Origin of the sequence: Halomonas sp. McH1-25, assembly GCF_022348165.1 — a bacterium.
Lineage (GTDB): Bacteria > Pseudomonadota > Gammaproteobacteria > Pseudomonadales > Halomonadaceae > Modicisalibacter.
On the sequence record NZ_JAKRFI010000001.1, the window covers coordinates 973395 to 997789 of the forward strand.

Sequence of the window (24395 nt, forward strand, 5' to 3'; positions counted from 1 at the left end):
ATCGGTCGCCCTTCAATAAGCTTGCCGCGGCCGGTATCATAACCACCCCCTTGAGACGAGAACCCCGAATCACGATGCCAGCTACCGTCTGCGTCGAACCGCCCGCCATTGGTCCGTACCAGCTCCCCAACCGGGTGATTCTGGCGCCCATGGCCGGCGTGACCGATCGCCCTTTTCGTCAGCTTTGCCGCAGGCTTGGCGCTGGCCTGGTGGTGTCCGAGATGGTCACGTCCGACCCCAGCCTGTGGCACACGCGAAAGTCGCGCTCGCGTCTCGACCATCGTGGCGAGCCCGGCCCGCGTTCGGTGCAGATCGCCGGCGGCGATCCGCTCATGCTGGCCGAGGCGGCCCGTCTGAATGCCGAACAGGGAGCCCAGATCATCGATATCAACATGGGATGTCCGGCAAAGAAGGTCTGCAACAAGGCCGCCGGCTCGGCCCTGCTGCGCGATGAGCGGTTGGTAGCCGAGATTCTCGATGCCGTGGTTTCGGCAGTCGATGTCCCCGTGACCCTGAAAATTCGCACCGGCTGGTGCGAGCGCAGCATCAACGGCCCACGTGTCGCTCGCCTGGCAGAGGATGCCGGCATCCGTGCCTTGGCGGTCCATGGCCGCACTCGCGAGCAGCGTTATTCCGGCTATGCGGAGTACGACACCATCGCCGCCATCAAAGCCTCGGTGAAAATTCCCGTCTTCGCCAACGGCGACATCACATCCGCCGAGAAGGCCGCCGAGGTCCTCGACTATACTGGTGCGGATGCCGTGATGGTGGGACGTGGCGCCCAGGGCAATCCTTGGATCTTCCGGGAGATCGACCACTATCTAGGCACGGGCCAAACGCTACCCGAGCCTTCACGCGACGAGCGCCAGCGCGTTATGCACGACCATCTGAAAGCGTTGCATGCGTTTTATGGGGAACACATGGGTGTGCGCATCGCACGTAAGCACATTGGCTGGTATCTGGGCACACGCGAAGATGCCAAGCCCTTGCGGGCACGCTTCAACGTTTTGACGACAGTGAGCGCACAACTTCAATTCGTCGACGAACTATTTGACCGGACCGCGTTTCCGGCGAGCGATGGGATCAGCGCAGCATGACCAGCAGGCAAGCCTTCACTACCGATCAGGAGGCGCTCGACACTCCCGCCGGCCTACCCCGTGGGCAGACGCTTCGCGAGGCTGTCGATGACGCCATGCAACGTTACTTCGCCCACCTCGACGGCGAAATGGTCACCGACCTGTATGCCATGGTCATGGCCGAAGTCGAAGCGCCATTGCTAAATGCCGTAATGGCACATGCCGGCGGCAACCAGACCCGCGCCGCCGACATGCTGGGCCTCAACCGCGGTACGTTGCGCAAGAAACTCAAGCAGTACGACCTGATCTGAATCCAACCATCCAGGGGAGCCGCCGCCAGCGGCTCCCCTTGGCGTTATTTCACGCCGTCGTCCCGCCGCCGGACGACCCCTAGCGAGCAGAGTGGAGCATCATGGCCGAACATTCCTCCCCGTCCCCATTGCCGGTACGCCGTGCGCTGATCAGCGTATCCGACAAGACCGGCATCGTCGATTTCGCACGCGAACTCGCGCACCGCGGTGTGGCGTTGCTGTCCACCGGCGGCACCTATCGTCTGCTCAAGGACAACGGTATCGCCGTCACCGAAGTTTCCGAGCACACCGGCTTTCCCGAAATCATGGACGGGCGCGTCAAGACATTGCATCCCAAGATTCATGGCGGCATTCTCGGCCGTCGCGGACAGGACGATGCGGTCATGACCGAGCACGGCATCGATCCCATCGACATGGTCGTGGTCAATCTCTATCCGTTTGCCGCCACCGTGGCACGCCCCGACTGCACGCTGCAAGACGCCATCGAGAACATCGATATCGGCGGCCCGACCATGGTACGCGCCTGCGCCAAGAACCATGCCCATACCAGCATCGTGGTCGACAGTGGCGACTATCCGCGCATTCTCGACGCCATGGACGCTGCCGCGGGCGCCGTCAACGACGCCCTGCGTTTCGACCTGGCGGTCAAGGCCTTCGAGCACACCGCCGGCTACGACGCGGCCATCGCCGACTATCTCGGCCAGCGTGTAGAAGGAGGCGAACCGGGCTTCCCGCGTACTTACAACGTGCAGTTCCGCAAGAAGCAGTCCATGCGCTACGGCGAAAATCCGCACCAGCAGGCGGCCTTCTACGTCGAGGCCGATGCCACCGAGGCCAGTGTCGCCACGGCCATTCAGCGCCAGGGCAAGGAACTCTCGTACAACAACGTGGCGGATACCGACGCTGCGTTCGAGTGCGTCAAGGCTTTCACCGCTACGGCCTGCGTGATCGTCAAGCACGCCAACCCCTGCGGCGTGGCCGTGGCGGACACGCCGCTCGACGCCTACGACAAGGCATTCGCTACCGATCCCACCAGCGCTTTCGGCGGCATCATCGCCTTCAACCGCCCACTGGATGCCGACACCGCACGCGCCATCGTCGATCGCCAGTTCGTCGAGGTGATCATTGCCCCTGGCGTCAGTGACGAGGCAGCAGCCATCGTGGCCGAGAAGAAAAACGTGCGCCTGCTCGATGCCGGCAAACACTGGCCCGGCGAGCGCGAGCAAGCCCATGACTTCAAGCGCGTCACCGGCGGCCTGCTGGTGCAGGATCGCGACCTGGGCATGGTCGGTCGCGACGAGCTTCAGGTGGTCACCGAGCGTGCGCCGAGCGAGCAGGAGATGCACGACCTGGCCTTCGCCTGGAAAGTCGCCAAGTACGTCAAGTCCAACGCTATCGTCTACGCCAAGCACGGCCAGACCATCGGCGTGGGTGCCGGCCAGATGAGCCGCGTCTACTCAGCGAGGATCGCCGGTATCAAGGCCGCCGATGAAGGCCTCGAGGTGCCCGGCTCGGTGATGGCCTCCGATGCGTTCTTCCCGTTCCGCGATGGTATCGATGCCGCAGCCGCGGCGGGTATCACCGCAGTCATCCAGCCGGGTGGCTCGATGCGCGACCAGGAAGTGATCGACGCCGCCAATGAAGCGGGGATCGCCATGGTGTTTACGGGTATGCGCCACTTCAAGCATTAATTACTTGTGGAAACGCCAGGACTCGCCCAGCGTTTTATCTAAGACGCGGAGTCACAAAAGCCTCCACCGTTTATCGACGGTGGAGGCTTTTTAGGTTGTCGGGTGGTTTAACCTAGGTCGATACAGAGATACTTGGTCTCCATGAATTCTTCGAGACCCTGATGGCCGCCTTCGCGTCCCAGGCCGGACTCCTTGACGCCACCGAAGGGCGCTGCAGGATTCGAGATCAGGCCGGTGTTGATACCGATAATGCCATACTCGAGCGCTTCCGAGACACGCCATACGCGGCTCAGATCTCTTGAGTAGAAGTAAGCGGCCAAACCGAAGGGCGTGTCGTTGGCCATGGCCACGGCATCCTCTTCGTCATCGAAGGGGAACACCGCCGACAACGGACCGAACGTTTCTTCCTGGGCGACAAGCATGCTGGGCTTGGCATCGTTGATCAGCGTCGGCGTGAAGAAATTGCCACCCAGCGGGTGCGGGTGGCCGCCCAGCAGCAGTTCGGCGCCCTTGTCCACGGCATCGCGAATGTGCCGGCTGACTTTCTCGACCCCATCCTGGTCGATCAGCGGACCGATATTGACGCCCTCCTCGGTGCCGTCACCGACGTGCAGTTCGCTGTTCATGGCAGCGGCCAGTTTTTCGCAGAAGGCGTTGACCACGCTGGACTGGACCAGGAAGCGATTGACGCATACGCAGGTCTGCCCGCCGTTGCGGAACTTGGACGCCATGGCGCCTTCCACCGCCGCATCCAGGTCGGAATCCTCGAAGACGATGAACGGCGCGTTGCCGCCCAGTTCCAGGGATATCTTCTGGATATGCTCGGCAGCCTGCTGCATCAGCTTGCGCCCGACTTCGGTGGATCCGGTAAAAGTGATCTTGCGTACGATCGGCGACTCGGTCAGTGCCGAGGCAATCTCGCTGGCCCGCCCAGGCACGACGTTGAATACGCCGCGCGGCACCCCGGCACGCTCGGCAAGCAGGGCCATGGCAGTGGCCGAGAATGGCGTCTGGCTGGCCGGCTTGACGACGATCGGACAGCCTGCGGCAAGCGCGGCACCGACTTTGCGAGTGATCATGGCTGCCGGGAAGTTCCAGGGTGTAATGGCCCCCACCACCCCGACCGGCTGCTTGGTCACCAGAATCCTCTGGCTGCTTTTCGCAGCCGGAATGGTCTCGCCGTAAACCCGACGTGCCTCCTCGGCAAACCAGCGCAGGAAACTGGCGGCGTAGGCGATCTCCCCCGCCGCTTCCTTGAGCGGCTTGCCCTGCTCCAGGGTCATGATCAGCGCCAGCTCGTCCTGATGTTCATGCATCAGGTCGTGCCATTTCATCAGCACATCGGCGCGCTCCTGAGCCGTCAGTGCTCGCCAGGCGGGAAAGGCGACGTCGGCAGCTTCAATGGCGCGCTCAGTCTCGGCCCGACCCAGACGAGGAACCTGACCAATGACCTCGCCGGTCGCCGGATTGACGACATCGATCTGTTCGCCACTGTCTGCCGCGACCCAACTACCGTCGATGTAGGCAAACGGACGAAACAGCGGGCAGTCTTGCAAGGATTCCATGATGTTCTCCTTCCATGAGGGCGACAACGACGGTTGCCGCACGGAGCCGGCTGACGTTCATCGACGCAGGATGAGCGCCAACCGCATTTGACGGTACGTCACCCGGTTTGCTCATGGCCGGGCACGGCTAGCAACTGAGACAAGGATGTTGCCGGCAGCGGCTCCAGCAGCAAGGATAGCGTAGCAACGATCAATGACAGGATAATCGCCGCCCAGCAGAACCCCCTGCCTCGGTAGCGTTGCGGTTGGCGCCGGATATGGCGTAGCCCCAATATGGCCAGAATAGCGGCCACCAGCCCCAGCACAGGCGCCAGGATATCGAAGAACAGACCAAGGATGGCCACGACGATGGCAGCCAGCGCCCAACTCGAATAACGCCGCCCGACACCTTCCTCGTATTCGCCGGCCAGCTCGGCATCGCTGGCGGCATGCGCATGGTCGGAGGCCAGCAAATGCGCCGTGGCACGCCGCTGCTTCTCGGGCAAGTTGAAGACCTGAACGGCGTGAGAATCGCGCACGTCGAAACGGACCAGAATGTCGGGACCGGGCAGCCCCCTGCCCCGCCAGTCGGCGAGTGAAAAGGTATAGCACTGGCCTTCGCGAGTCACGATGGACCCCTGCTGTGCCTCATCGTCGAAATCGGTGATCTTGCCGTCCAAGGCCGCACTCCGCTGGCTGAATCAACATGCCAATGCTAAGAGGTTTATCCCTGTAAGACCAACCCGTCAAACCGTCGCATGATCTCCACGGGTTTCGGACAGGGTAATCGAGACCGAATCGGCAAAACGCAGGGCATGCGGCTTGTCGACCTCGACCTGGGCGGTCAGCACCTGAGGATACGACATGACGATGTCGAGCACTTCACGGGTCATGCGCTCCAGCAATTGGAAGCGTCCGTCCTCGACGTGCGAAATGATGCGCTTGGTAATGGTGCGGTAGTTGAGCGCCTGGTCGATGTGATTGAACTGTACCGCACGATCGGCACGGTAGCGGATCACTACGTTGATGATCACGTCCTGGCGATTCTTGATCTCTTCATCCTTGATGCCGATGAACGTGCGCAGACGCAGGTTCTTGATACGAATCGTGGCAAGGTCGTGATCGAGGTGCTGTTCATTGAGGGCATGCAATGGCATCGCGGCTCCTATGTCGTTCAGCGACCGTTGACCAGCATCAGGAACTCCTGGCGAGTGGTCTGGTTGTCGCGAAAGGCACCCAGCATTACCGAGGTGGTCATGCTCGAGTTCTGTTTCTCGACGCCACGCATCATCATGCACATGTGCTTGGCTTCTATCACCACCGCGACGCCACCGGCCCCCGTCACTTGCTGGATCGCTTCGGCGATCTCGCGTGTCAGGTTCTCCTGGATCTGCATGCGCCTGGCGTACATGTCGACGATACGCGCGAATTTCGACAATCCCAGCACCTTGCCATGCGGCATGTAGGCGATATGGCACTTGCCGATGAAGGGCAGCAGATGATGTTCGCACATCGAATAGAGCTCGATGTCCTTCACTAGCACCATCTCGTCAGTCTCCGAGGCGAAGACTGCGCCATTGACCAGTGTCTCGAGAGACTGGCTATAGCCCCGAGTCAGAAATTGCATGGCTTTAGCGGCGCGCTTGGGCGTATCACGAAGCCCCTCGCGGCCGGGATCTTCACCCAGACCGGCAATGATCTCCCGGTAATGGTTGGCGAGTTCTTCAGTCATCGGTTCAGCCTATGTCTCGTTGCCTATGGTCATGGTGCGTTCATGTTATTGTCACGGCATGTTTCCTTGCCGGGCGGATTCTACCGCACTCCTGAACTTCGCGCAGTGCTGCGCTAGACATTGCCCCTCGCGACAACCTGCCGCGCCGGCGCGGCTGCCAGCCGTCCGGCGCTGTGCTAGAGTGCGCACACGTCATGTTCCCGCCGATGGCGGGAGTACAATGCCTGTCGAGACCACGCCATGTTGAAACCATTCGTCCTTGTACTACTGGCATTCGTTGCCATGCCGGTGCTGGCTGCGAAGGACTCGCTCAGCTTGCCTGCCGATGCCAGTGTCGACGTTCAAGTGATCGACAGTATCACTCTCGATCGCGCCTCGCCCGAGAGGCACGCTGTCTTGCTGCGCCCGGTGTCGCGTGCCCAGTCTTCGGCATCGCATCATCTGCCGACTTACTGCCTGATCACTGCCGATGCCCAGCTCACCGACGACCGGGTTCGCCTGACCACGCAGTCGGTGACCTGCATCGAAGCCGAAGATAGCCAACCCGACATCTTCAGCGGCGAGCTATCCGCTGCCGCCCATGAACGTGACGGCGGCTTCGGCCTGGATGTCTGCCGCGAGAGCCAGGATGGCCGATGCTCATTGGCCATGATCGTGCCGGACCACACCTTCCAGTTGAACCTGGGTCGCGCCCTGCAACTCGATGCGCAGCGCAACCCGTCGGCGGAAATCAACGAGCGACGGCGTCATGCCGATGAGCGAGACGAGGCCAGCGGTTCCGAACCTGCCAGCGACTGATCCCGATAAGCGATAGCGCCGCTCCATGAGGGCGGCTCTATCGCGAAGCCGATTTTCTATCTACCTTCAGTTGTTGGCCAGCCAGCGCTGGGAACCGTCGAGAACCACTCGCTGCTGTTCCAGCGTTCGAATGTGCTGGTCCCAGTAGTCCTCGCTGGCCACCCAGGGAAATGCCCGGGGAAAGGCGGGATCCTCCCAGCGAGCGACCAGCCAGGCACTGTGGCGCATCAGCCGCAATGTACGTAGCGGCTCGATCCACTCGAGCTGACGCCGATCGAAGTCACGATGCTGCTCATAGCCCTCGATCAGCTCGCCCAACTGCATCTGCAGTTCCTGGTCGTTCTGGGCCGTCAGCATCATCCACAGATCCTGCACGGCAGGCGCCATGCAGCAATCGTCGAAGTCGACCAGGGTAAAATCCTGATCGCGACCGAGGATATTGCCCAAATGGCAGTCGCCATGGGCACGAATCTCGGCACCCGCCGGCCAGGTACGTTCGACTAGCAATCTCTGCAAGGCCTCGCTGATCTTCGCGTAACTCTGACGCTGCCGGCGGTTGAGCCATGCGCCAGCCAGGACCTGCTCCCGACTGTGCGTAACGAGGGCTTCCGGGTCCAGGCACGGACGTTCGAAGAAGCTACAGCATGCCGACACTGCATGAAGGCGGCCGATCAGCTCGCCCAGAGCAAACAGATGCTCGGGATTTTCCAGCTCGGGTGCCTGCCCCGGTACATGGGGGAACAACGCGAAACGAAAGCCGTACGCCTCATGCAGGGTCTCGCCGCGAGCATCCTGCCAAGGAGCCGCCACCGGCACCTCGGCCGCCGCCAGCTCGGTCAGAAAGCCATGCTCCTCGCGGATCTGCGCCTCGCTCCAACGGTTGGGACGGTAGAATTTCACCACCCAACGTCGCCGCTCGTCATCGCTGACCAGAAAGACCCGGTTTTCGTAGCTATTCAAAGTAAAAGGCTCACCGGGCAACCACATGCCCAGCGCCTCGATGGCTTCGACGATGCGCTGTGGCGTCAGGCTCTCGAAGGGATGATGGTAGGCAGCCATGGCGATTCCTCGGTTCGTCGATGGCTGCATGCTAACAGACTCGGCGGATCGTCAGGACTCAGAAAGACGTAGGCGGCGTGCGAGCTATCGCCCACGCCTGCACCTCGTCGGCACCTGTTGCCAGGCACGCTTCTGCCAGGGCGCTCAGCGAGGCCCCCGTGGTCATGATGTCATCGACGACGGCGACCCGGCCTTTCAGCGGCGCATCGACTCGAAACGCATCTCGCAAGTTATGCTGCCGAGCCTGACGATCGAGCCCTCGCTGGGTGGGTGTATGGCGTACACGATGCGCCGTTACCTGGGGAATGCCCAACCGGCGCGAGAGGTAGTGTGTCAGCCATAACGCCTGATCGAAGCCGAATTCACGCGCCCGCCGTGGATGCCGGGGCAGGCCGATCAGCACATCCGGCATAGCCTCGGGCGGCAGTGTTTTCAGCGTTTCTAGCATGAGCGACGCCAGCACCACCCCGGCGCGGGGGTCGCCGGAAAACTTGAAGCGGTGCATGAGCGCGACGACTTCGTTCTCGTAGCGCAACCCGACATGCGACCGCGAGAAGGCCGGTGGCTGAGTGACGCAGCGCCCACAGCGCTCGGCACCGATGGCTGGCAGCGGATCGGCACACTGATGACAAGCCTGCAGGTTCCAGGGCAGCTCACCCAGGCATGGCCGGCACCACGCTCGACCTGGCAATGCCGGCGCAAGACAGAAGCTACAAGGTCCAGGCAGCGAATGACGCAACCACCTGTCAACTTTATCCGTAACCTTGGTTGACAGAGCTCCGATTGCCTCTATGATCGAAGTCAACTTTTAAAACATCCTCATGTTTACCAATTGACGAGATCCGACATGTCTCAGGCCAGCCCATCATTCCATGCCGCCTTCCCGCCTCGCCACGACTGGGCGCTCGAAGAAATCGAAGCGTTGTTCGACCTGCCCTTCAACGATCTGCTTTTCAGGGCCCAGCAGGTACATCGTACGCATTTCGACGCCAATGCCGTCCAGGTCTCGACGCTATTGTCGATCAAGACCGGTGCCTGCCCCGAGGACTGCAAGTACTGTCCTCAGTCGGGTCACTACAATACCGGACTGGACAAGGAGAAGCTGCTCGAGATCGATAAGGTCGTCGAACAGGCACGTGCCGCCAAGCAAGCCGGCGCCAGTCGATTCTGCATGGGTGCCGCCTGGCGCAGCCCGCGTGAGCGCGATCTCACCGTGGTATTGGAAATGGTACGCCGGGTCAAAGCGCTGGGGCTGGAAACCTGCATGACCCTGGGCATGCTAGATAATGCCCAGGCCGAACGTCTGGCCGAGGCGGGACTCGACTATTACAACCACAACCTCGATACCTCGCCCGAGTACTACGGCGACATCATCACCACCCGGACCTATGCCGATCGTCTCGAGACACTGGGCCACGTGCGCCATGCCGGCATGAAGATCTGCAGCGGCGGCATTCTCGGCATGGGCGAGACGCCGCGCGATCGCGCCGGCCTGCTTCAGCAACTGGCGCGCCTCGACCCGCATCCCGAATCGGTGCCTATCAACATGCTCGTCAAGGTGCCCGGCACGCCGCTGGAAAACGTCGCTGATCTCGACCCGCTCGACTTCGTCCGTGCCATCGCCGTGGCACGTATCCTGATGCCAACAAGCCACGTCCGGCTGTCCGCCGGCCGCGAAATGATGGACGATGCCACCCAGGCCTTGGCCTTTCTGGCCGGCGCCAACTCGATCTTCTATGGCGACAAACTGCTGACCACCGAGAACCCCCAGGTGGAACGCGACCGCGACCTATTCGGCCGCCTGGGTCTGCATCCCGAACGTATCGACACCTGTCGTGACGATGCCGCTCAGCAAGCGCTACTGGATGACGCCATGATTCGTCGTCGTACGGACGATGCCCTGTTCTACGATGCTGCCGGCGTGCACTGACCGTGTGGCGACAGCAGATAGAACGGCGACTTCGCCAACAGCGTGAGCGTGGGCTGTGGCGGCAACGCCGGACCCTGTCCCCGCTGCCCGGCCAGCGGGTCGACGATGGCCGGCACACGTTGTGCGACTTTGCCGGCAACGACTACCTCGGTCTGGCCCACGATCCGCAACTGGCCGAGGCCCAGGCGGAAGGCGTACGGCGCTACGGTACCGGCGCCGGCGCCTCCCATCTGGTCAGTGGTCATCTCGAACCCCACCGCATACTGGAAGAGCGCCTGGCCGCGCTGACCGGCCGTCCCCGGGCGCTGCTATTCTCCACCGGCTACATGGCCAACCTCGGTGTTCTACAGGTATTTGGCGATAGTGCGCAGATCTATCAGGACCGCCTCAATCACGCCTCTCTGATCGATGGCGCGCGGCTCGGAGCGGCCCGTCCGCGCCGCTTTCATCACCGCGACCATGCCGACCTGGAGCGACTCCTGGAGAACTCGCGCAGCGATGGCCCACGCCTAGTGATCAGTGACGGGGTATTCAGCATGGATGGCGACATCGCGGATATCGAGACGTTAGCCAAGATCAGTAAGCGCTTCGAGGCCTGCCTGATGATCGACGATGCCCACGGCGTCGGCGTACTCGGCGACAACGGCAGCGGTTGCGTCGGCCCCCGGTTCGGCCCGGAACAGGTGCCGGTCCTAGTAGGCACCCTGGGCAAGGCGCTGGGCAGTGCCGGCGCTTTCGTAGCCGGCGATGACGACACGATAGAAGCGCTGATCCAGTTTGCGCGTCCTTATATCTACACAACGGCCCAACCACCCGGCGTGGCCTGCGCCACTCTGCGTGCACTCGATATTGTCGAGCGGGAACCCGAGCGCAGGCAGCGTTTGCACGACAACATTCGCCATTGGCGTAATGGCGCCGATCAGCTCGGTTTGCCACTCGCCGCGTCGCTGACCCCGATCCAGCCGATACTGCTGGGCGATAGCCAGCGCGTCATGCACTGGGGGCATGCTCTGCATGCAAGCGGCTTTCTGGTCGGCGCCATCCGTGAGCCTACCGTACCCAAGGGACAGGCCCGCTTGCGCATCACTCTCTCGGCGGCACACACCCAGGCACAGATCGATGCCCTGCTCGATGTCCTGGCACGATTGGTCGTTGCTTTACCCTTCGAAGAGGCACCGGCGACATGACGCAGATCGTGCTGTTGTCCGGCTGGGGCATCGATGCCCGCCTATGGCAGCGCCTGACTCCTCACTGGCCGTTGCACCTGCACGTTTCCAGCCCCGACTGGCCCGGTTATGGCCAGCACCCACCGCTGGCAGACCCGACGGATCTCGATGCCCTGGCGGATGCCATGCAGGATGTCTTGTCCGCCGATGCGATCTGGGTCGGCTGGTCGCTAGGCGGCATGCTTGCCGCTGCCCTGCTGCCCTACCTGCCGGCCCCACAAGCGCTGGTCATGCTCGGTGCCGCGCCGCGCTTCGTCAGCGACGAGCATGGCGGAGTCAGGCCGCAGGAGATCGAGGCGTTCCAGCGCGCCTTTGCCCGCGACCCGCAACGCACCTGGCAGCATTTCCTGCGCTGGCAAGCCAGCGGTGAAGCGTCTCCACGCCATGCCCATCGATGCCTCGAGGCCTTGCTTGGTAACCGGATGCCGGCAGACACCGCCACGTTGGCAGACGGACTGGAACGACTTGCCCGTCTCGACCTGCATGACGCGCTGGAACAGGCCACTTGCCCCGTCATCTACCTGCATGGTGCCAACGACCCGCTGCTGCCGAGGATGGAGCGTTACCAGCCGGGCATTACACTGCCCGGCTGCGGGCACTGCCCCCAGCTTTCCGCCCCGGCACGCTTGGCCCATGTGCTGGCTCGAGTCGCCGATGCGCCTACCGCGGTGCGACCCTCGCTGGAGATAGTGAATGCAGGCTGAACAACCCCGGACCCACCCCGACCGCGACGAGCATGTCTGGCGACAGCGTGTCGGCCACGCCTTCAGTCGATCAGCGGCCAGTTATATGGATCGGGCCCAGGCTCAACACGCCATGGGCCGCATGCTCTGGCAGCGCTTGCCGGTACAGGCCGCTAAGGTGCTCGACTTGGGCTGCGGCCCCGGTCACTGGACGGCCCGGCTTTCCCGCCATTTTGGAGTGCAAGCCATCGGGCTAGACCTGGCTCTCGGCATGCTCGGTGAAGCCCGCCGCCGATACGGCGCGCAGGGCCGATGGCTATGTGGCGATGCCGCGTCCCTGCCGTTGGCCAGTCAATCCATCGATTTGGTGTTTTCCAATCTGGCGATCCAGTGGTGCCGCGACCTGCCGGGCATATTCAGTGAACTTCATCGCATTCTCGCACCAGGCGGCTGCGCCCTGATCAACACCCTGGCACCGGGCACCCTGTCGGAAGTCGCCCACGCCTGGTCGCACCCGCATAGGCCTGCCGCCGTGGAGCGTTTCGCCAGTTCCCGACAGGTATGTCTTGTCGCTCGCCAGGCCGGTTTCGAAGTTCGCATGGAACAGGCCTCCGAGCGCTTTCACTATCCGAACCTCACCGCCGTCATGACCTCGATCAAGGGCGTCGGCGCCCAGGTTGCCCATGGCGGGCCGGCGTTGACACGCCGAGATATCGATAAGGCCAGGCAGCGTTATGAAACCCTGCGCCTGCCGGCCGGTTTGCCCGTCACCTATCAACGCCTGACTCTCGAACTCCACAAGCCCCGATAACTTCATGAGCCATTATTTCGTGACCGGTACCGATACCGATGCCGGCAAGACACTCGTCACTGCCGCCCTGCTCGCCAAGGCACGTCGGCAAGGGCGGACTACATTGGGTCTCAAGCCGGTCGCGGCCGGCTGTGAGCGTAACGGCGGTACGCTGCGCAATATCGATGCCTTGCTGCTTCAGGCATTCTCATCGCCGCCGGTCGAATACGCTGCAGTGAATCCGGTGGCGCTGGAACCACCCATCGCTCCCCATCTGGCCGCCCGGCGCGCAGGGCTGCGACTGCATCTCGATGAGCTAGAAGCTGCAATTCGCGGCACCCTGGCCGTGACGCCGCGGAATATCGTTCTCATCGAAGGTGCAGGTGGCTGGCGAGTCCCGCTCAACGAGACGGAGGATCTCAGCAGCTTGTCGGTTCGACTCGGCCTGCCGGTCATTTTCGTCGTCGGCATGCGCCTGGGCTGCATTAGTCACGCCCGACTCACGCTGGATGCCATCCGCGCCGACGGCCTACACGTGGCAGGCTGGGTAGCGACCCAGATCGATCCTGCCATGCGCGACTACGACGATAACCTAGAAACGCTACACCAATGCCTGGAGGCGCCCTGCCTAGGCGCCATTCCCTGGCTCGGCGAAGGGTCGACTAAAGGGAACGATTTGCTTGCATTACAGGCAAAAGCCGAGCGGGCAGCCGAATATCTGCATGGACTTGAGGATAGCGATTGACTTGGCCGAATCGGTCCGTAAAATACGGCGACTGCTAGCCCCTGATGCGGATGTGGTGGAATTGGTAGACACGCTGGATTTAGGTTCCAGTGCCTCACGGCGTGGGAGTTCGAGTCTCCCCATCCGCACCAAAAGAATCTCTACAGCATTGGTTTTTACGCAGCTCCTTCCCTGTACTTTGTTTCGATCCACAGCACAGCCACATCCCATAGCAAGCATTCGCCGTATCGCAGTTTAGGGGCGTGCGCCGACATGGCATGAGCGCAGTTCTGCATATCAATGCGCGGGCAGCCTGCTTGATGGAATATGCGCAGCCTATGCAGCGATTTCTGTTTGGTGGGCTGAAAATAATAAAGCCCGGCCTGTTAAGGCCGGGCTTTGCGTGGCGTGATGCGTCCTGCTGCCCACTCATGAGCCATCCTGCTCATGCATCCTTGGTTCATCAGGCTTCCTTGCCCGGGTTCCATTGCGACATCTCCATGTCTACGTGAGTCACTATGCCTGCTTTGGACGAGCAGTTATCTAACCCATGTTAGGAACTCATGTAAGAGATCGCTGACGTAATACGTAGGCGCCAAGGTAAAGGGGTGTGCTGTACCCCATGTGTCGCAGCTTTGGGGCAATGAGAGCCCCAGCGTGACTGGGGCTCAGCGACGCAAGAAGGGACGAGCCTAGAAAGAGACCCGATTCGGTAAGGCGTCACCGCAACAACATAGCAAAGTAGATGACAAGCTAATCTTTGAAAAAGAGCTTTTTGTGACGCTATTTTTCATTTTGTATCCTGTCGTCATACTGGGCCGTGCACCGCGCATGCCGACGCCATGCATGAAGAAGAAAGCCCGGTCCAATGACCGGGCTTTCGACCGGGGCTCGTGTCCCTGCACGAACCCCTTACCGCACTCCTTACGAACTCCACGGGCATCCTGTCCATGCATCCTTGGCTAATCGAGCGTCCTGCTCGTTCTTCCTTGATAGGCATCCTTGCCCTACCGCAAGTACACGATGCCATACAGTAGCGCACGTGCGATAAACTTGGATCAGTGCTTTATGTAAGAGATATACCACGTGGAAAGTCAGGCAAAGGCGATTTGATTCCACAGGTTAAATTAGACAACCATTCAGTTATCCGACGTTTGTGTTTCGTATGTGGCTAGCCTTCTTTCATTCATCGATAACGCGCATTTTTGCAAAGCGGCTCCACGCGGTACATCCATACAAGCAATAGAATCGAAAATACTTTACGTTAAAAACACAAAACATAACCAACTATTGGATAACTTCCGCTAGGTTCAAGATATGTGCAGCATGGAATGTATGTTTTCTATCCATGCAGTCAGGCAGGCGTTTCCGTTCTCATTCCTCTCCCGGCGTATCGCCGGGCTTTTTTTGCTCCATGTATTCACATCAAGAAAAACTCATTCACCCTTGTGGGTCAGGCTCATCAAATAAATGGCTATCGCCAGGGCCAGCACCGATAACGCAAGATAAATGGCATCCAGCGGTGTCTGAAATCGGATATCGACCACGGCACGGAAGAACTCGATGATCACCGCCAAGATGACTACACGAGCAATCTTGTCTTTCAACTGATCGAACGATTCGACATTGAAGGGATGCCGTGGCGCGTAATCCTCCGCCTGTTCTATCGGCGAGACGAAAAGCCGATAGACGCCGAGACCAAAGATCAGTAGCACGATGGCGATCAGGTAGATATCCACGGCCATGACGATACTGGGCACGACCGTTTCGTGAATGTCCATCCCGCTTCCGAGAAGGTAATACGCTACGGTATCGCGGACGATGCCTAGAATATCGAGTGTCCCGATGATGAACAGTACCAATGCGCCAATCAAGCTGGGAACGACTGCTGCCATGACGAGAAAGCGGGAGTTCCAAAGAAAACGTTCCCAGCGACGCTCCAGCCTGCTTTGTGTCGTTTTCTCGGAGGGCGAATGCTTGGCCGGTTCGGGCATGATTCCTCGCAGTATCGAAGTAAGAAAGGATACCTTACAGCATACCGATGTACATCGGCCCATTCATCTTTCATGGAAGCCGTACTGTGCAGTCATTAACGCGGTCTTTTGAACAGCCTGGGGTTGCGCTCGATGAAAGTATCTATCCAACGCTTGAGGAAGATGCCTTGCTCGGCGTATTTCACACAACGCCACCCCAACAGGGAGACGACCAGCGCGCCGAGGGTGTTCATGATCAGGTCCCACATGGTATCCGTCAGGCCGGCGGCATCGTTCAGCATGGCACGCTGCATGTTCGTATCGAACAGGCGGTCCATGCTGAATTCGAAGATTTCCCAGACGACGCCCACACCAAGGGAAAACGCGAATGCAAATAATGCGACGAATCCCGGCACCATGGCCGACTCCCTAATCCGCGCTACTCCATTGGCCCCATAGGCCAGCAGGAAGCCCACGACACTGAACAGGCCACCGGATACCGTATGCAAGGCGATGTCCCACCACCAGAAGCGCGAATAAAAGCCCTTCCCTTCACCGAAGAAAAGCGATGCGATGACGAAACCAAAGGCCAAGAGCTGCAGCGGTACGGGCGTCCGGATACGGAATTGGCGCTCGAACAGCACGGGAAAGAAGGTTATCAACACCACCAACAGACTAATGATGGCCAGATGCCACTGACGGCTCAACAGAGCGAGCAGTGCCTGAGCAACCAGACATAACTGCAATACAAGCGTTATCCATCGGCGAGGCCGCTTTTCCCGCATCCCTTCTCTCCGTTAGCGATTAACGATACGGACAGCATAGGTAGGCGCCAAGCGCGCGCGCCAGCTCTCAGTGGGCAAGTGACCAATAGGACATAAAACCAGATTCAAGGTAGGCAAGACAGACGAAAAGAAAGGTGGGGTCCCGTCCTTGGGCGAGCATCCTTGCTCGTATTCCTCAGAGCGTTCCAAGCTCATGTCACCACTATCGCACACCTTACGGTTCTGTAAGCTTACCTGGGTTAAGTCTTCGCGTAAGACATTGCCGTCACGTTTATCAGAAAAATTGCTTGAGCTGCCCTATCTCCCATTGCGCGGCATGCGCTCTCGCCACACAATATACTGGCTTGAAAGGGAGTATTCCTTGGCTGAGGCACCGCAGTTGTCCAGCCAACACTGCCATCGTCAGCACGGACGAGAGTCCCGGTGGCAGCAGTATCGCCTGGTCGATACGGAAGAGACTTTCGGTAACCTTATGTCTACCGGAGAGACTCCCCATGAGCGTTCCTGCCTGGGTGTGGCTGGCCACCATCGCCGCCGTCATTGCCCTGTTCCTGTTCGATTTCGCCTTTCATGCACGCAAGCCTCACGAGCCCACCATGAAGGAAGCGACCATTTGGTCCGTGTTCTTCATTACTTTGGCCATGCTTTTTGGGGTGGGGCTTTGGCTGGCCTGGGGTCCACAGTATGGCACCGAATATTTTGCCGGTTTCATCACCGAAAAGAGTCTCTCGGTCGACAATCTGTTCGTTTTCGTGATCATCATGGCCCGCTTTGCCGTGCCACGGATCTACCAGCAAAAAGTGTTATTGATCGGTATCGCCATTGCCCTGATCATGCGCGGCATCTTCATTGCCCTGGGGGCCGCCGCCATTGCCCAGTTCAGTTGGGTCTTCTACGTATTCGGCGCCTTTCTGCTGTATACCGCCGTTCACTTGGCAAGAGACCACTTTCGTGGCAAGCACGATGCGGACGAGCCCAGCCAACCTACTCGCATCGAGCGCTGGGCACAGCGTAAATTTCCGGCCACCGCGGAATATCATGGCAACCGGCTGTTCACCCGTATCGACGGCAAGCGTCTGGCCACGCCACTGTTCTTCGTCGTCGTTGCCCTGGGATTCACCGATCTGCTGTTCGCGCTGGACTCGATACCTGCCATCTACGGTCTGACCAAGGAACCCTACATCGTCTTCACGACCAATGCCTTCGCTCTGCTCGGCCTACTGCAGCTCTACTTCCTGCTGGGCGGCCTGCTGGATCGACTGGTTTACCTTGGGCTCGGATTGTCGGCCATCCTTGGTTTCATTGGGGTCAAGCTGGTGTTCGAGGCACTACATACCAACAGTCTCGCCTTCATCAATGGCGGCGAACCAATTCATTGGACGCCGGAGATTCCCATCTGGCTGTCGTTGACGATCATTATCGGAACCCTGGTACTCACCACTGTCGCCAGCCTGCTTAAGACGCACATGACCCGCCCCGCCCCTCACTGACATCCACGTCACTCAGCGTCGTGGATCATGCTCAACGCTTGCACAGGCCGGCATGGCTTGTGCAAGCGAGACATGCCGTGCCTAATCTAGGCATGATTCATGGTCAGGCGGCATAGCGGCGGATATCCAACCCATTAGGGCTGATGGCGGTCCACTACCGTGACACCATGACCTTGACGAGCCAGATAGTAGGCGCTGGTTACACCCACGACGCCACAAAAACCTTTATCGGAGTTATTTTTGGCAAATAGATGTCTATTTATTGCAATAAGCAGCTGTTTCATCTGCCTTTCCTGAGCTTCCTATCGAGCGGCGATACAGCCCCCAAGCCACGGCACCCGCCAGGCCATTGCCTACCGCCGCGCCTATGGCGATGCCCGGCACGCCACCTAGCTGCGCGCCTAGCCATAGACACGGCAGGTAGCAAACGAACAGCCGCACGCAGGACATGATCATGGCACGCAACGGCCACCCCAAGGCATTGGAGGCGGAGACCACGAGCATACACACCCCCAGCAGCGCATAGCTGGGCAGCAGGCCGCGGATCAAGATGGCCAGCTCGATGCGAACATCGGGATTACCCGCAAGCAGACTGGCGACCCACGGCGCCAGCAGCGCCAGGACCAGGCCGAGTCCCAACTGCCAGACGACCACCACTTTCATCGCCAATGCCATGAGACGCCGAACCTGCCGCCAGTCGCCACCGCCGTAGCAGCGGCCGAGCCACGGTGGCAATGACATGGTCAGTGCCAGCACCACCATCAGCGACACAGTCTCGAGCCGGCTCGCCAACCCCCAGGCGGCCACAGCAGTTTCACCCAGATCGGCAATGATCGCCGTAGCCAACATGGCGGCCAGTGGCGGCATCAATTGGCTGACCATGGCCGGCGCGGCGATGCCCATGAAAGGGCGGGTCGAGGTCAGGGCCTCCTCGACCAGACCTTGGGTTGCCATCCAGTCGGTCTGCCGCAGGCGCCAGGCCGCTCCCCCCAGCCCTATTGCAAACGCCAGCGTGGTGGCCCAGGCGGCCCCGGGCAGCCCCAGCCCTGCCCAATCGCCAATTCCGAAAATCAGCAGCGGGTCGAGCGCCAGGTTGATCAGGCTGGTCAGCACCATCAGCTTGCCCGGCAGCCGGGTATCGCCGTGGGCGCGGAACAGACTGTAGCAAAAATAGAGTACGGCCCCGACCCAGGATGCCAGCAACTGGGGTCCCCAGTAGCGGCGTATCAGCGGCAGAATGGCGTCGTCTGCCCCCAATTGTCGAAAGATGGGGGTCTGCCACCACCATAGGACAATGCACAGCGCGGCGATCAGCAAGCTTCCGCCGAGCAGCACCAGGCTGCCCAGCCGGCGAGCCCGCGCCTCTTCCCCTGCCCCCAACGCACGGGAGATCAGCGCAGCGATGGCAATGCCGATACCGACCTGGACGCCGATGATGAGAAATGCCATGGGAAACGTGAACGACTGGGCCGCCAGGGGCGCGGTTCCCAGTCGGGCAATGAAGGCACTGTCGACGAGCTGGAATCCCAATAGGGAAAGCACGCCAAGCGCCATGGGCCAAGTCTGTTGCCAGAGCTGGCGTTGCAGAGAAGGATGAGTCCGGTTCAAGGCGTCTCCGTTACCAACGAGTCAATGGTCGAACCACGATCGGCAAGGATACAGAACCGGACGACTTTTGTGGTGACAGCACCGAGCCTGACGGGATAAGACACAGCGACTATCCAGGCCGCACAGACAGAGGTTACTTGTCCCACTCCGGCGCGAAGTCGGGATTGGCGATGCGTTCGCCGACGTCGAGTTTGCCGATACGCTGGATCTCGTCAGCGCTCAGTTCAATGTCCAACGCCTTGAGATTGGCCTCCTGATGGCTCGGCTTGGTGGACGATGGAATGACGACGATGTCACGGGACAGCACCCAAGCCAACGCAATCTGTGCCGGTGTGGCGTCATGATCGGCGGCGATCTGGCTGATAACCGGCTCGTTCATGACCTTGCCGACGGCCAACGGCATGTAGCCCGTCACCTGCAGCCCTTGGCCCTGGCAATGCTTGGTCACCTTGTGATTGGCCAGGAAGGGGTGCACCTCGATCTGGTTGGTTACGAGCTGGTCGCCGCCAGGTGCAGCCAGCGCCTCGTCGATCTGCGCAATAGTGAAGTTCGACACGCCGATGCGCGTAGCCAGTCCCTTGCCGCGCGCCTCGTTCAGTGCACCGATGTACTCCGCCATGGGCACCTCGTCAGTGGGCGAAGGCCAATGAATCAAGGCCAGATCGATCTGCTCAAGGCCCAGCTTGCGCTGACTTTCCTCGAGCGAGGCAATCAGATCGTCATGCTGCAGGCGATCCCACCACACCTTGGTGGTCACGAAAATCTCGTCGCGCGGGATGCCGCTTTCGCGAATCGCTCTGCCGACATCCTCTTCGTTTCCATACATCTGAGCGGTATCGATGAGGCGATACCCCAGTTCCAGTGCCGATGTCACCGAGTCGAACGCATCCTGCCCCTTCAGGCGAAAGGTTCCCAGTCCCATCCTCGGCAAAATATCGGTACGCGCCATGTTCAAAGCTCCTTAACGGGTTGGCTGTCGACGCCCCGGCCTTCCACTGAGAGATGTCACTCCCCGGTCGGTAGGCATCATGCTTCATGCCGTTTCAGCATAGTCGCAACGCAAGCAAGAGCCCGGCTGCGATTCACCTACCCCATGCTAGACTACCGAACCGCTGTCAACGGAACCGCAAGGATGGCTGATATCGTCAATATCGTACTGGTCGGCGCTGGGCACAGTCATCTACATGTCGCCGCCAATGCCGACAGCCTCAAACGCGCGGGCGCCAACGTCACCCTGGTCTCGCCGGGGGATTTCTGGTACTCCGGCATGGCTACCGGCATGCTGGGTGGGGACTACCATGCTGACGAGGATCGCCTGGACCCACGGCACCTGATCGCACGGGCCGGAGGGCACTTCGTCAAGGACCGGGTCATTGCCATCGATCGTATCGAGCGCTACCTGCTAATGGCTAGCGGAGAAAAGCTTGCCTATGATCTGGTATCGCTCAACCTGGGCAGTCGGGTCGATATGCCGCCAGTCGCCGGGCTCGAAGAGGCCACCGGAGTCTGGCCGGCCAAGCCCATCGAGACGCTCTGGCAGCTCAGGCAACGGCTCGAGTCCTATCTCGCCGAGTCATCCTCTCTGCCCCGCCTGGCCATCCTCGGGGGTGGTCCCACCGGTGTCGAACTGGCCTGCAACCTGCTCGGGCTCAGCGAGCGCTACGGAGGCAAATTCGATATTAGCCTGATCAGTGCCGAAAAGCGTCTGCTCCCCCAGGCGCCGTCGGGCGCCAGTCGCTGGATTACCCGTCGCCTGATCCGCCGCGGTCTCAAGCTGGAGCTTCCCGTCAACGCATTGGCCTATCGTCAGGGCAAGCTCCGGCTCGATGACGGCACGCACTTGCCCGCCGATCAGGTCATCGTTGCCACCGGCCTCGCTGCACCGGCATTGGTCGGCGAATTGGGGCTCGAACATCACCCGCACCACGGCTTGGCCATCACCCCGATGCTGCACGCGCCGTACGACGACCGGATCTTCGCGGTGGGCGACTGCGCTTGGCTGAAAGACGCCCCGTACCCCAAATTGGGTGTCTACGGTGTGCGCCAGGCGCCGGTGCTGCTCGGCAACCTGCTGGCACGTATGCAGAACGCGCCACTCGAATCTTTCCAACCCCAGCGGCATGCGCTGTCGATACTCAACATGGGCGACGGACGCGGCCTGGCGATGCGTGGCGGACTCTGGTGGGCGGGTAGGCTGGCCCTGATTGCCAAGCGGCGTCTCGATCATCGCTTTATGAACCGGTACCGCCAGGCATAAGGGCACCTCGCTATCCCTGCAACGAAAAAGGCGCCCCGCGGGGCGCCTCGATGGGCATGACGCATGCCTTACTGACGGATGCCTTCGAACACGACGTAAAGCTCGAGCTCATGCATGACCGGCGGAAACTTGCTCATATCGATATCGTAGTCCGACAGGTCGAGCATGGTGGAACCTTCGAAGCCTTGGCGGTAATTGCCCCAAGGATCGTCGCCACCACCGATGTGGTTCACGTCCATGGTGATCTCGTTGGTGACGCCATGCAGCGTGAGGTTGCCGGTCAACTTGCCTTCGCCCTCGCCGGTGGACTCGAAGCCAGTGGACTCGAAGGTCGCCTCGGGATACTGGGAAGCATCCAGGAAATCGTCGCTGAGAATATGCTTGTCGCGCTCAGCGTGATTGGTATCCAGGCTGGAGACGTCGACGGTCATGTTGACGCTGGAATCGGCGACGTTCTCCGGATCGTAATTGAAGCTACCCGTGAATTCTTCGAAATCGCCAAGAATGTACGAATAACCCAAGTGGCTGATCTTGAACTGGACGAAGGCATGCTGACCTTCGGTGTCGATAACGTACTCGGCAGCCTGAGCCTGGGACAACGACAGCATGGCGGATGCGCCCAGAGCGGCGGCAACGGCGGTTTTCTTGAACATTGAGGACTCCTTTCTCGGGTTGCAAAGCAGACACCGGCGCAACGACGCCGGCATGGTATTACCTATTACCGATCGTCGGACAAACGGGGATCGAGCATCCGGCGCATGACATCGTTGCGATCGACCAACATGTGCTTGAAGGCGGCCAGTGCGTGGCCGATCGCCAGGACGATCAATGCCCAGGCAGCGTACCAGTGAATTTCGCCGGCCAATGTCGCCTGGTTAGGCAGGCCGGAAACCAGTGCAGGCACGCTGAACCAGCCAAACACCTCGATCCCCCGCCCTTCTGCCGTGGAAATCATGTAACCGCTGATCAGGACAACGAACAGCACGAGGTAGATGAGCATATGGCCCAGATAAGCGACTATGCATTCGAGGCGCGATCCTTCCATCTCGGGCGTGGGCTGCACGAGACGACATGCGACCCTGACAAGGGTTAGCCCCAACAGCACCATGCCCACCGACTTGTGCCACCAAGGAGCCCGCTGATACCAGGCATCGTAATAATCGAGCCCGGTCATCCACCAGCCCAGCGCGAACAACCCAATCACCGTGACGGCACTCAACCAGTGTATGGCAATGCTCGTCAGTCCCCACCCGCGGATCGAGTTGCGCCACATGACCGCTCTCTCCTTGCCCGACGTTACCGTGATGCCCCGGACGGTCGCCACGGTGGAATGGCGCCAGCATAAAGACACAGCGGATGCGGCGCAGCCCGTAAACGGGAAACTAATTTTTCACTAAAAAGAAATAATTGCAGGCGAATGATTGCTTATTGTTTCTCGATTGGCCGCTACGTACGCGCAGTGCGCCTGCCTGAGATCGCTTATAGGCGATCGAGCCCGCGCGCCAGGTCGGCCTTGAGGTCGTCGATATCCTCCAGCCCCACCGCCACACGTATCAATCCTTCGCGGATGCCGGCGGCGACCTTTTGCTCGTCGTTGAGACGTCCGTGAGTCGTCGTTCCCGGATGGGTGATGGTAGTCTTGACGTCACCCAGGTTGCCGGTAATCGACATCAGCCGGGTGGCATCGATGACCGACCAGGCCCCCTCGCGGCCGCCCTTGACCTCGATTCCCAGTACCGCCCCGAACCCCCGCTGCTGTCGCTTGGCCAGGGCATGCTGGGGATGGCTTTCGAGCCCACTGTAATGGACGCGTTCTACTGCCGGGTGCGCTTCGAGCCACTGCGCCAACGCCAGAGCGTTTTCGCAGTGCGCTTTCATGCGAATCCCCAGTGTCTCCAGCCCCTTGAGAAAGATCCAGGCGTTGAACGGACTCATGCACGGACCACAGGTGCGCACCACGCCGAACAGCTCCTCAAGCTCCTTGTCGCGTCCGACCACGGCGCCGCCGATGGCGCGACCCTGGCCATCGAGATATTTGGTCGCCGAGTGGATGACGAGATCGGCGCCTAAATCCAACGGGCGCTGCAGCGCCGGCGTCAGAAAGCAGTTGTCGATGGCCAGCCAGGCGCCGTGGCGCTTGGCCAGAACCGCCAACTGCTCGATATCCACCACCTCGGACAACGGATTGGATGGCGTCTCGGCAAACAGCAGCTTGGTCTGCGGCGTCATGGCCGCCTCCCAAGCCTCGAGATTGCCCAGTTCGACATAGCGCGTCGTAATGCCGAACTTACCCAGGTACTTGCTGAATAGACTGACCGTCGAACCGAACAGCGAGCGTGAAGCGACGATCTCGTCGCCGGCTTCCAGCAGGGCCAGCGCCGTAGACAGGATGGCAGCCATGCCCGAACTGGTCGCCACGCAGCGCTCGCCGCCTTCCAGCGCCGCCAGGCGCTTTTCGAAGATGCGTACGGTGGGATTGGTGAAGCGCGAATAGATATTGCCCGGCTCCTCGCCTCCGAACTTGCGTGCGGCCTCGGCGGCGCTGCCATAGACGAAACTGGACGTCGTGAAGATGGGTTCGCCGTGTTCCTGTTCGGCGGTTCGCTCGTGGCCGGCGCGGACGGCCAGCGTATCCAACGCCAGTCCGGCGAGCGGATCTGCGGAAAAGTCGTCGTGCTGCATGCCTCGCTCCCTAACGAAACGGCGGCCCGCCATGAC

At 60.7% G+C, this 24395-nt stretch carries 24 protein-coding genes and 1 tRNA gene; 12 read left to right on the top strand and 13 right to left on the bottom strand.

The annotated features are described in order from the left end of the window. Positions 1-74: 74 nt before the first annotated feature. The 3 genes from dusB to purH all read left to right on the top strand — a co-directional run bounded on the left by dusB (position 75) and on the right by purH (position 3078). On the top strand, positions 75-1097 hold the full coding sequence (gene dusB, locus MHM84_RS04950) for a tRNA dihydrouridine synthase DusB (protein ID WP_239263117.1): 1023 nt from the start codon (positions 75-77) through the stop codon (positions 1095-1097). Further along, a complete protein-coding gene (gene fis, locus MHM84_RS04955; protein WP_239263120.1) occupies positions 1094-1387 on the top strand; it encodes a DNA-binding transcriptional regulator Fis in 294 nt (97 codons plus the stop codon). Before dusB ends, fis begins: the two co-directional genes overlap by 4 nt. A gap of 101 nt (positions 1388-1488) precedes the next feature. Next, on the top strand, positions 1489-3078 hold the full coding sequence (gene purH / locus MHM84_RS04960) for a bifunctional phosphoribosylaminoimidazolecarboxamide formyltransferase/IMP cyclohydrolase (protein ID WP_239263123.1): 1590 nt from the start codon (positions 1489-1491) through the stop codon (positions 3076-3078). Positions 3079-3185: 107 nt separating this feature from the next. On the opposite strand, the gene MHM84_RS04965 is transcribed toward purH, so the two are convergent. The 4 genes from MHM84_RS04965 to folE form a co-directional block, all read right to left on the bottom strand. Next, the gene (locus MHM84_RS04965) at positions 3186-4643 is read right to left on the bottom strand and encodes an NAD-dependent succinate-semialdehyde dehydrogenase (RefSeq protein ID WP_239263126.1); all 1458 of its coding nucleotides are present in this window, start codon (positions 4641-4643) and stop codon (positions 3186-3188) included. Between the two features lie 98 nt (positions 4644-4741). Beyond that, on the bottom strand, positions 4742-5302 hold the full coding sequence (locus MHM84_RS04970) for a DUF4190 domain-containing protein (RefSeq protein ID WP_239263129.1): 561 nt from the start codon (positions 5300-5302) through the stop codon (positions 4742-4744). A gap of 66 nt (positions 5303-5368) precedes the next feature. After that, positions 5369-5779, bottom strand: a complete 411-nt coding sequence (gene folX, locus MHM84_RS04975) for a dihydroneopterin triphosphate 2'-epimerase (protein WP_239263133.1) — start codon at positions 5777-5779, stop codon at positions 5369-5371. A 17-nt stretch (positions 5780-5796) separates the two neighbouring features. Continuing rightward, entirely contained in the window at positions 5797-6354 is a 558-nt protein-coding gene (folE, locus tag MHM84_RS04980) for a GTP cyclohydrolase I FolE (RefSeq protein ID WP_239263135.1), read from the bottom strand. 240 nt (positions 6355-6594) lie between these two features. On the opposite strand from folE, the gene MHM84_RS04985 reads away from it, so the two are divergent. Next, entirely contained in the window at positions 6595-7152 is a 558-nt protein-coding gene (locus MHM84_RS04985; protein WP_239263137.1) for a hypothetical protein, read from the top strand. Between the two features lie 66 nt (positions 7153-7218). Here the strand turns inward: MHM84_RS04985 and MHM84_RS04990 are convergent, their stop codons facing one another. Beyond that, positions 7219-8211 carry a serine/threonine protein kinase gene (locus MHM84_RS04990; protein ID WP_239263139.1) on the bottom strand — a complete coding sequence of 331 codons (993 nt, stop codon included), beginning with the start codon at positions 8209-8211 and terminating at the stop codon, positions 7219-7221. 58 nt (positions 8212-8269) lie between these two features. Next, a complete protein-coding gene (locus tag MHM84_RS04995; protein ID WP_239263141.1) occupies positions 8270-8902 on the bottom strand; it encodes a ComF family protein in 633 nt (210 codons plus the stop codon). Positions 8903-9058: 156 nt separating this feature from the next. Here MHM84_RS04995 and bioB point away from each other — a divergent pair, with 156 nt between their 5' ends. From bioB to MHM84_RS05025, 6 genes are all read left to right on the top strand, one after another. After that, entirely contained in the window at positions 9059-10141 is a 1083-nt protein-coding gene (gene bioB, locus MHM84_RS05000; protein WP_239263143.1) for a biotin synthase BioB, read from the top strand. Positions 10142-10143: 2 nt separating this feature from the next. Further along, entirely contained in the window at positions 10144-11328 is a 1185-nt protein-coding gene (gene bioF / locus MHM84_RS05005) for an 8-amino-7-oxononanoate synthase (protein WP_239263145.1), read from the top strand. After that, the gene (locus MHM84_RS05010; RefSeq protein ID WP_239263147.1) at positions 11325-12071 is read left to right on the top strand and encodes an alpha/beta fold hydrolase; all 747 of its coding nucleotides are present in this window, start codon (positions 11325-11327) and stop codon (positions 12069-12071) included. The genes bioF and MHM84_RS05010 overlap by 4 nt, the downstream gene beginning before the upstream one ends. Next, complete coding sequence (locus MHM84_RS05015; protein WP_239263149.1) at positions 12061-12861, top strand: methyltransferase domain-containing protein; 801 nt, start codon at positions 12061-12063, stop codon at positions 12859-12861. The genes MHM84_RS05010 and MHM84_RS05015 overlap by 11 nt, the downstream gene beginning before the upstream one ends. A 4-nt stretch (positions 12862-12865) precedes the next feature. Then, positions 12866-13585 carry a dethiobiotin synthase gene (gene bioD / locus MHM84_RS05020; RefSeq protein WP_239263152.1) on the top strand — a complete coding sequence of 240 codons (720 nt, stop codon included), beginning with the start codon at positions 12866-12868 and terminating at the stop codon, positions 13583-13585. A 46-nt stretch (positions 13586-13631) separates the two neighbouring features. Then, a tRNA-Leu gene (locus MHM84_RS05025) sits at positions 13632-13716 on the top strand. 1284 nt (positions 13717-15000) lie between these two features. On the opposite strand, the gene MHM84_RS05030 is transcribed toward MHM84_RS05025, so the two are convergent. Together MHM84_RS05030 and MHM84_RS05035 are read right to left on the bottom strand one after the other, a co-directional pair. Then, positions 15001-15558, bottom strand: a complete 558-nt coding sequence (locus MHM84_RS05030; protein WP_239263155.1) for a YqhA family protein — start codon at positions 15556-15558, stop codon at positions 15001-15003. A gap of 95 nt (positions 15559-15653) precedes the next feature. Beyond that, entirely contained in the window at positions 15654-16283 is a 630-nt protein-coding gene (locus MHM84_RS05035; RefSeq protein ID WP_239263158.1) for a hypothetical protein, read from the bottom strand. A 533-nt stretch (positions 16284-16816) separates the two neighbouring features. On the opposite strand from MHM84_RS05035, the gene MHM84_RS05040 reads away from it, so the two are divergent. After that, positions 16817-17812: a TerC family protein gene (locus MHM84_RS05040; protein ID WP_239263161.1), complete on the top strand. Its 996-nt coding sequence runs from the start codon at positions 16817-16819 to the stop codon at positions 17810-17812. Between the two features lie 255 nt (positions 17813-18067). Here the strand turns inward: MHM84_RS05040 and MHM84_RS05045 are convergent, their stop codons facing one another. Together MHM84_RS05045 and dkgB are read right to left on the bottom strand one after the other, a co-directional pair. After that, the gene (locus MHM84_RS05045) at positions 18068-19366 is read right to left on the bottom strand and encodes an MATE family efflux transporter (protein ID WP_239263847.1); all 1299 of its coding nucleotides are present in this window, start codon (positions 19364-19366) and stop codon (positions 18068-18070) included. 187 nt (positions 19367-19553) lie between these two features. Next, a complete protein-coding gene (gene dkgB, locus MHM84_RS05050) occupies positions 19554-20369 on the bottom strand; it encodes a 2,5-didehydrogluconate reductase DkgB (RefSeq protein ID WP_239263164.1) in 816 nt (271 codons plus the stop codon). A gap of 183 nt (positions 20370-20552) precedes the next feature. Between dkgB and MHM84_RS05055 the strand changes: the two genes are divergently transcribed. After that, positions 20553-21677 carry an FAD-dependent oxidoreductase gene (locus MHM84_RS05055; RefSeq protein ID WP_239263167.1) on the top strand — a complete coding sequence of 375 codons (1125 nt, stop codon included), beginning with the start codon at positions 20553-20555 and terminating at the stop codon, positions 21675-21677. Positions 21678-21745: 68 nt separating this feature from the next. Here MHM84_RS05055 and MHM84_RS05060 read toward each other — a convergent pair whose 3' ends face one another. The 3 genes from MHM84_RS05060 to MHM84_RS05070 all read right to left on the bottom strand — a co-directional run bounded on the left by MHM84_RS05060 (position 21746) and on the right by MHM84_RS05070 (position 24359). After that, entirely contained in the window at positions 21746-22330 is a 585-nt protein-coding gene (locus MHM84_RS05060) for a YceI family protein (RefSeq protein ID WP_239263170.1), read from the bottom strand. A 65-nt stretch (positions 22331-22395) separates the two neighbouring features. Continuing rightward, positions 22396-22950, bottom strand: coding sequence for a cytochrome b (locus MHM84_RS05065; RefSeq protein ID WP_239263173.1), 555 nt, complete (start codon positions 22948-22950; stop codon positions 22396-22398). Positions 22951-23156: 206 nt separating this feature from the next. Continuing rightward, positions 23157-24359 carry an O-succinylhomoserine sulfhydrylase gene (locus tag MHM84_RS05070; RefSeq protein ID WP_239263175.1) on the bottom strand — a complete coding sequence of 401 codons (1203 nt, stop codon included), beginning with the start codon at positions 24357-24359 and terminating at the stop codon, positions 23157-23159. Between the last annotated feature and the right edge of the window lie 36 nt (positions 24360-24395).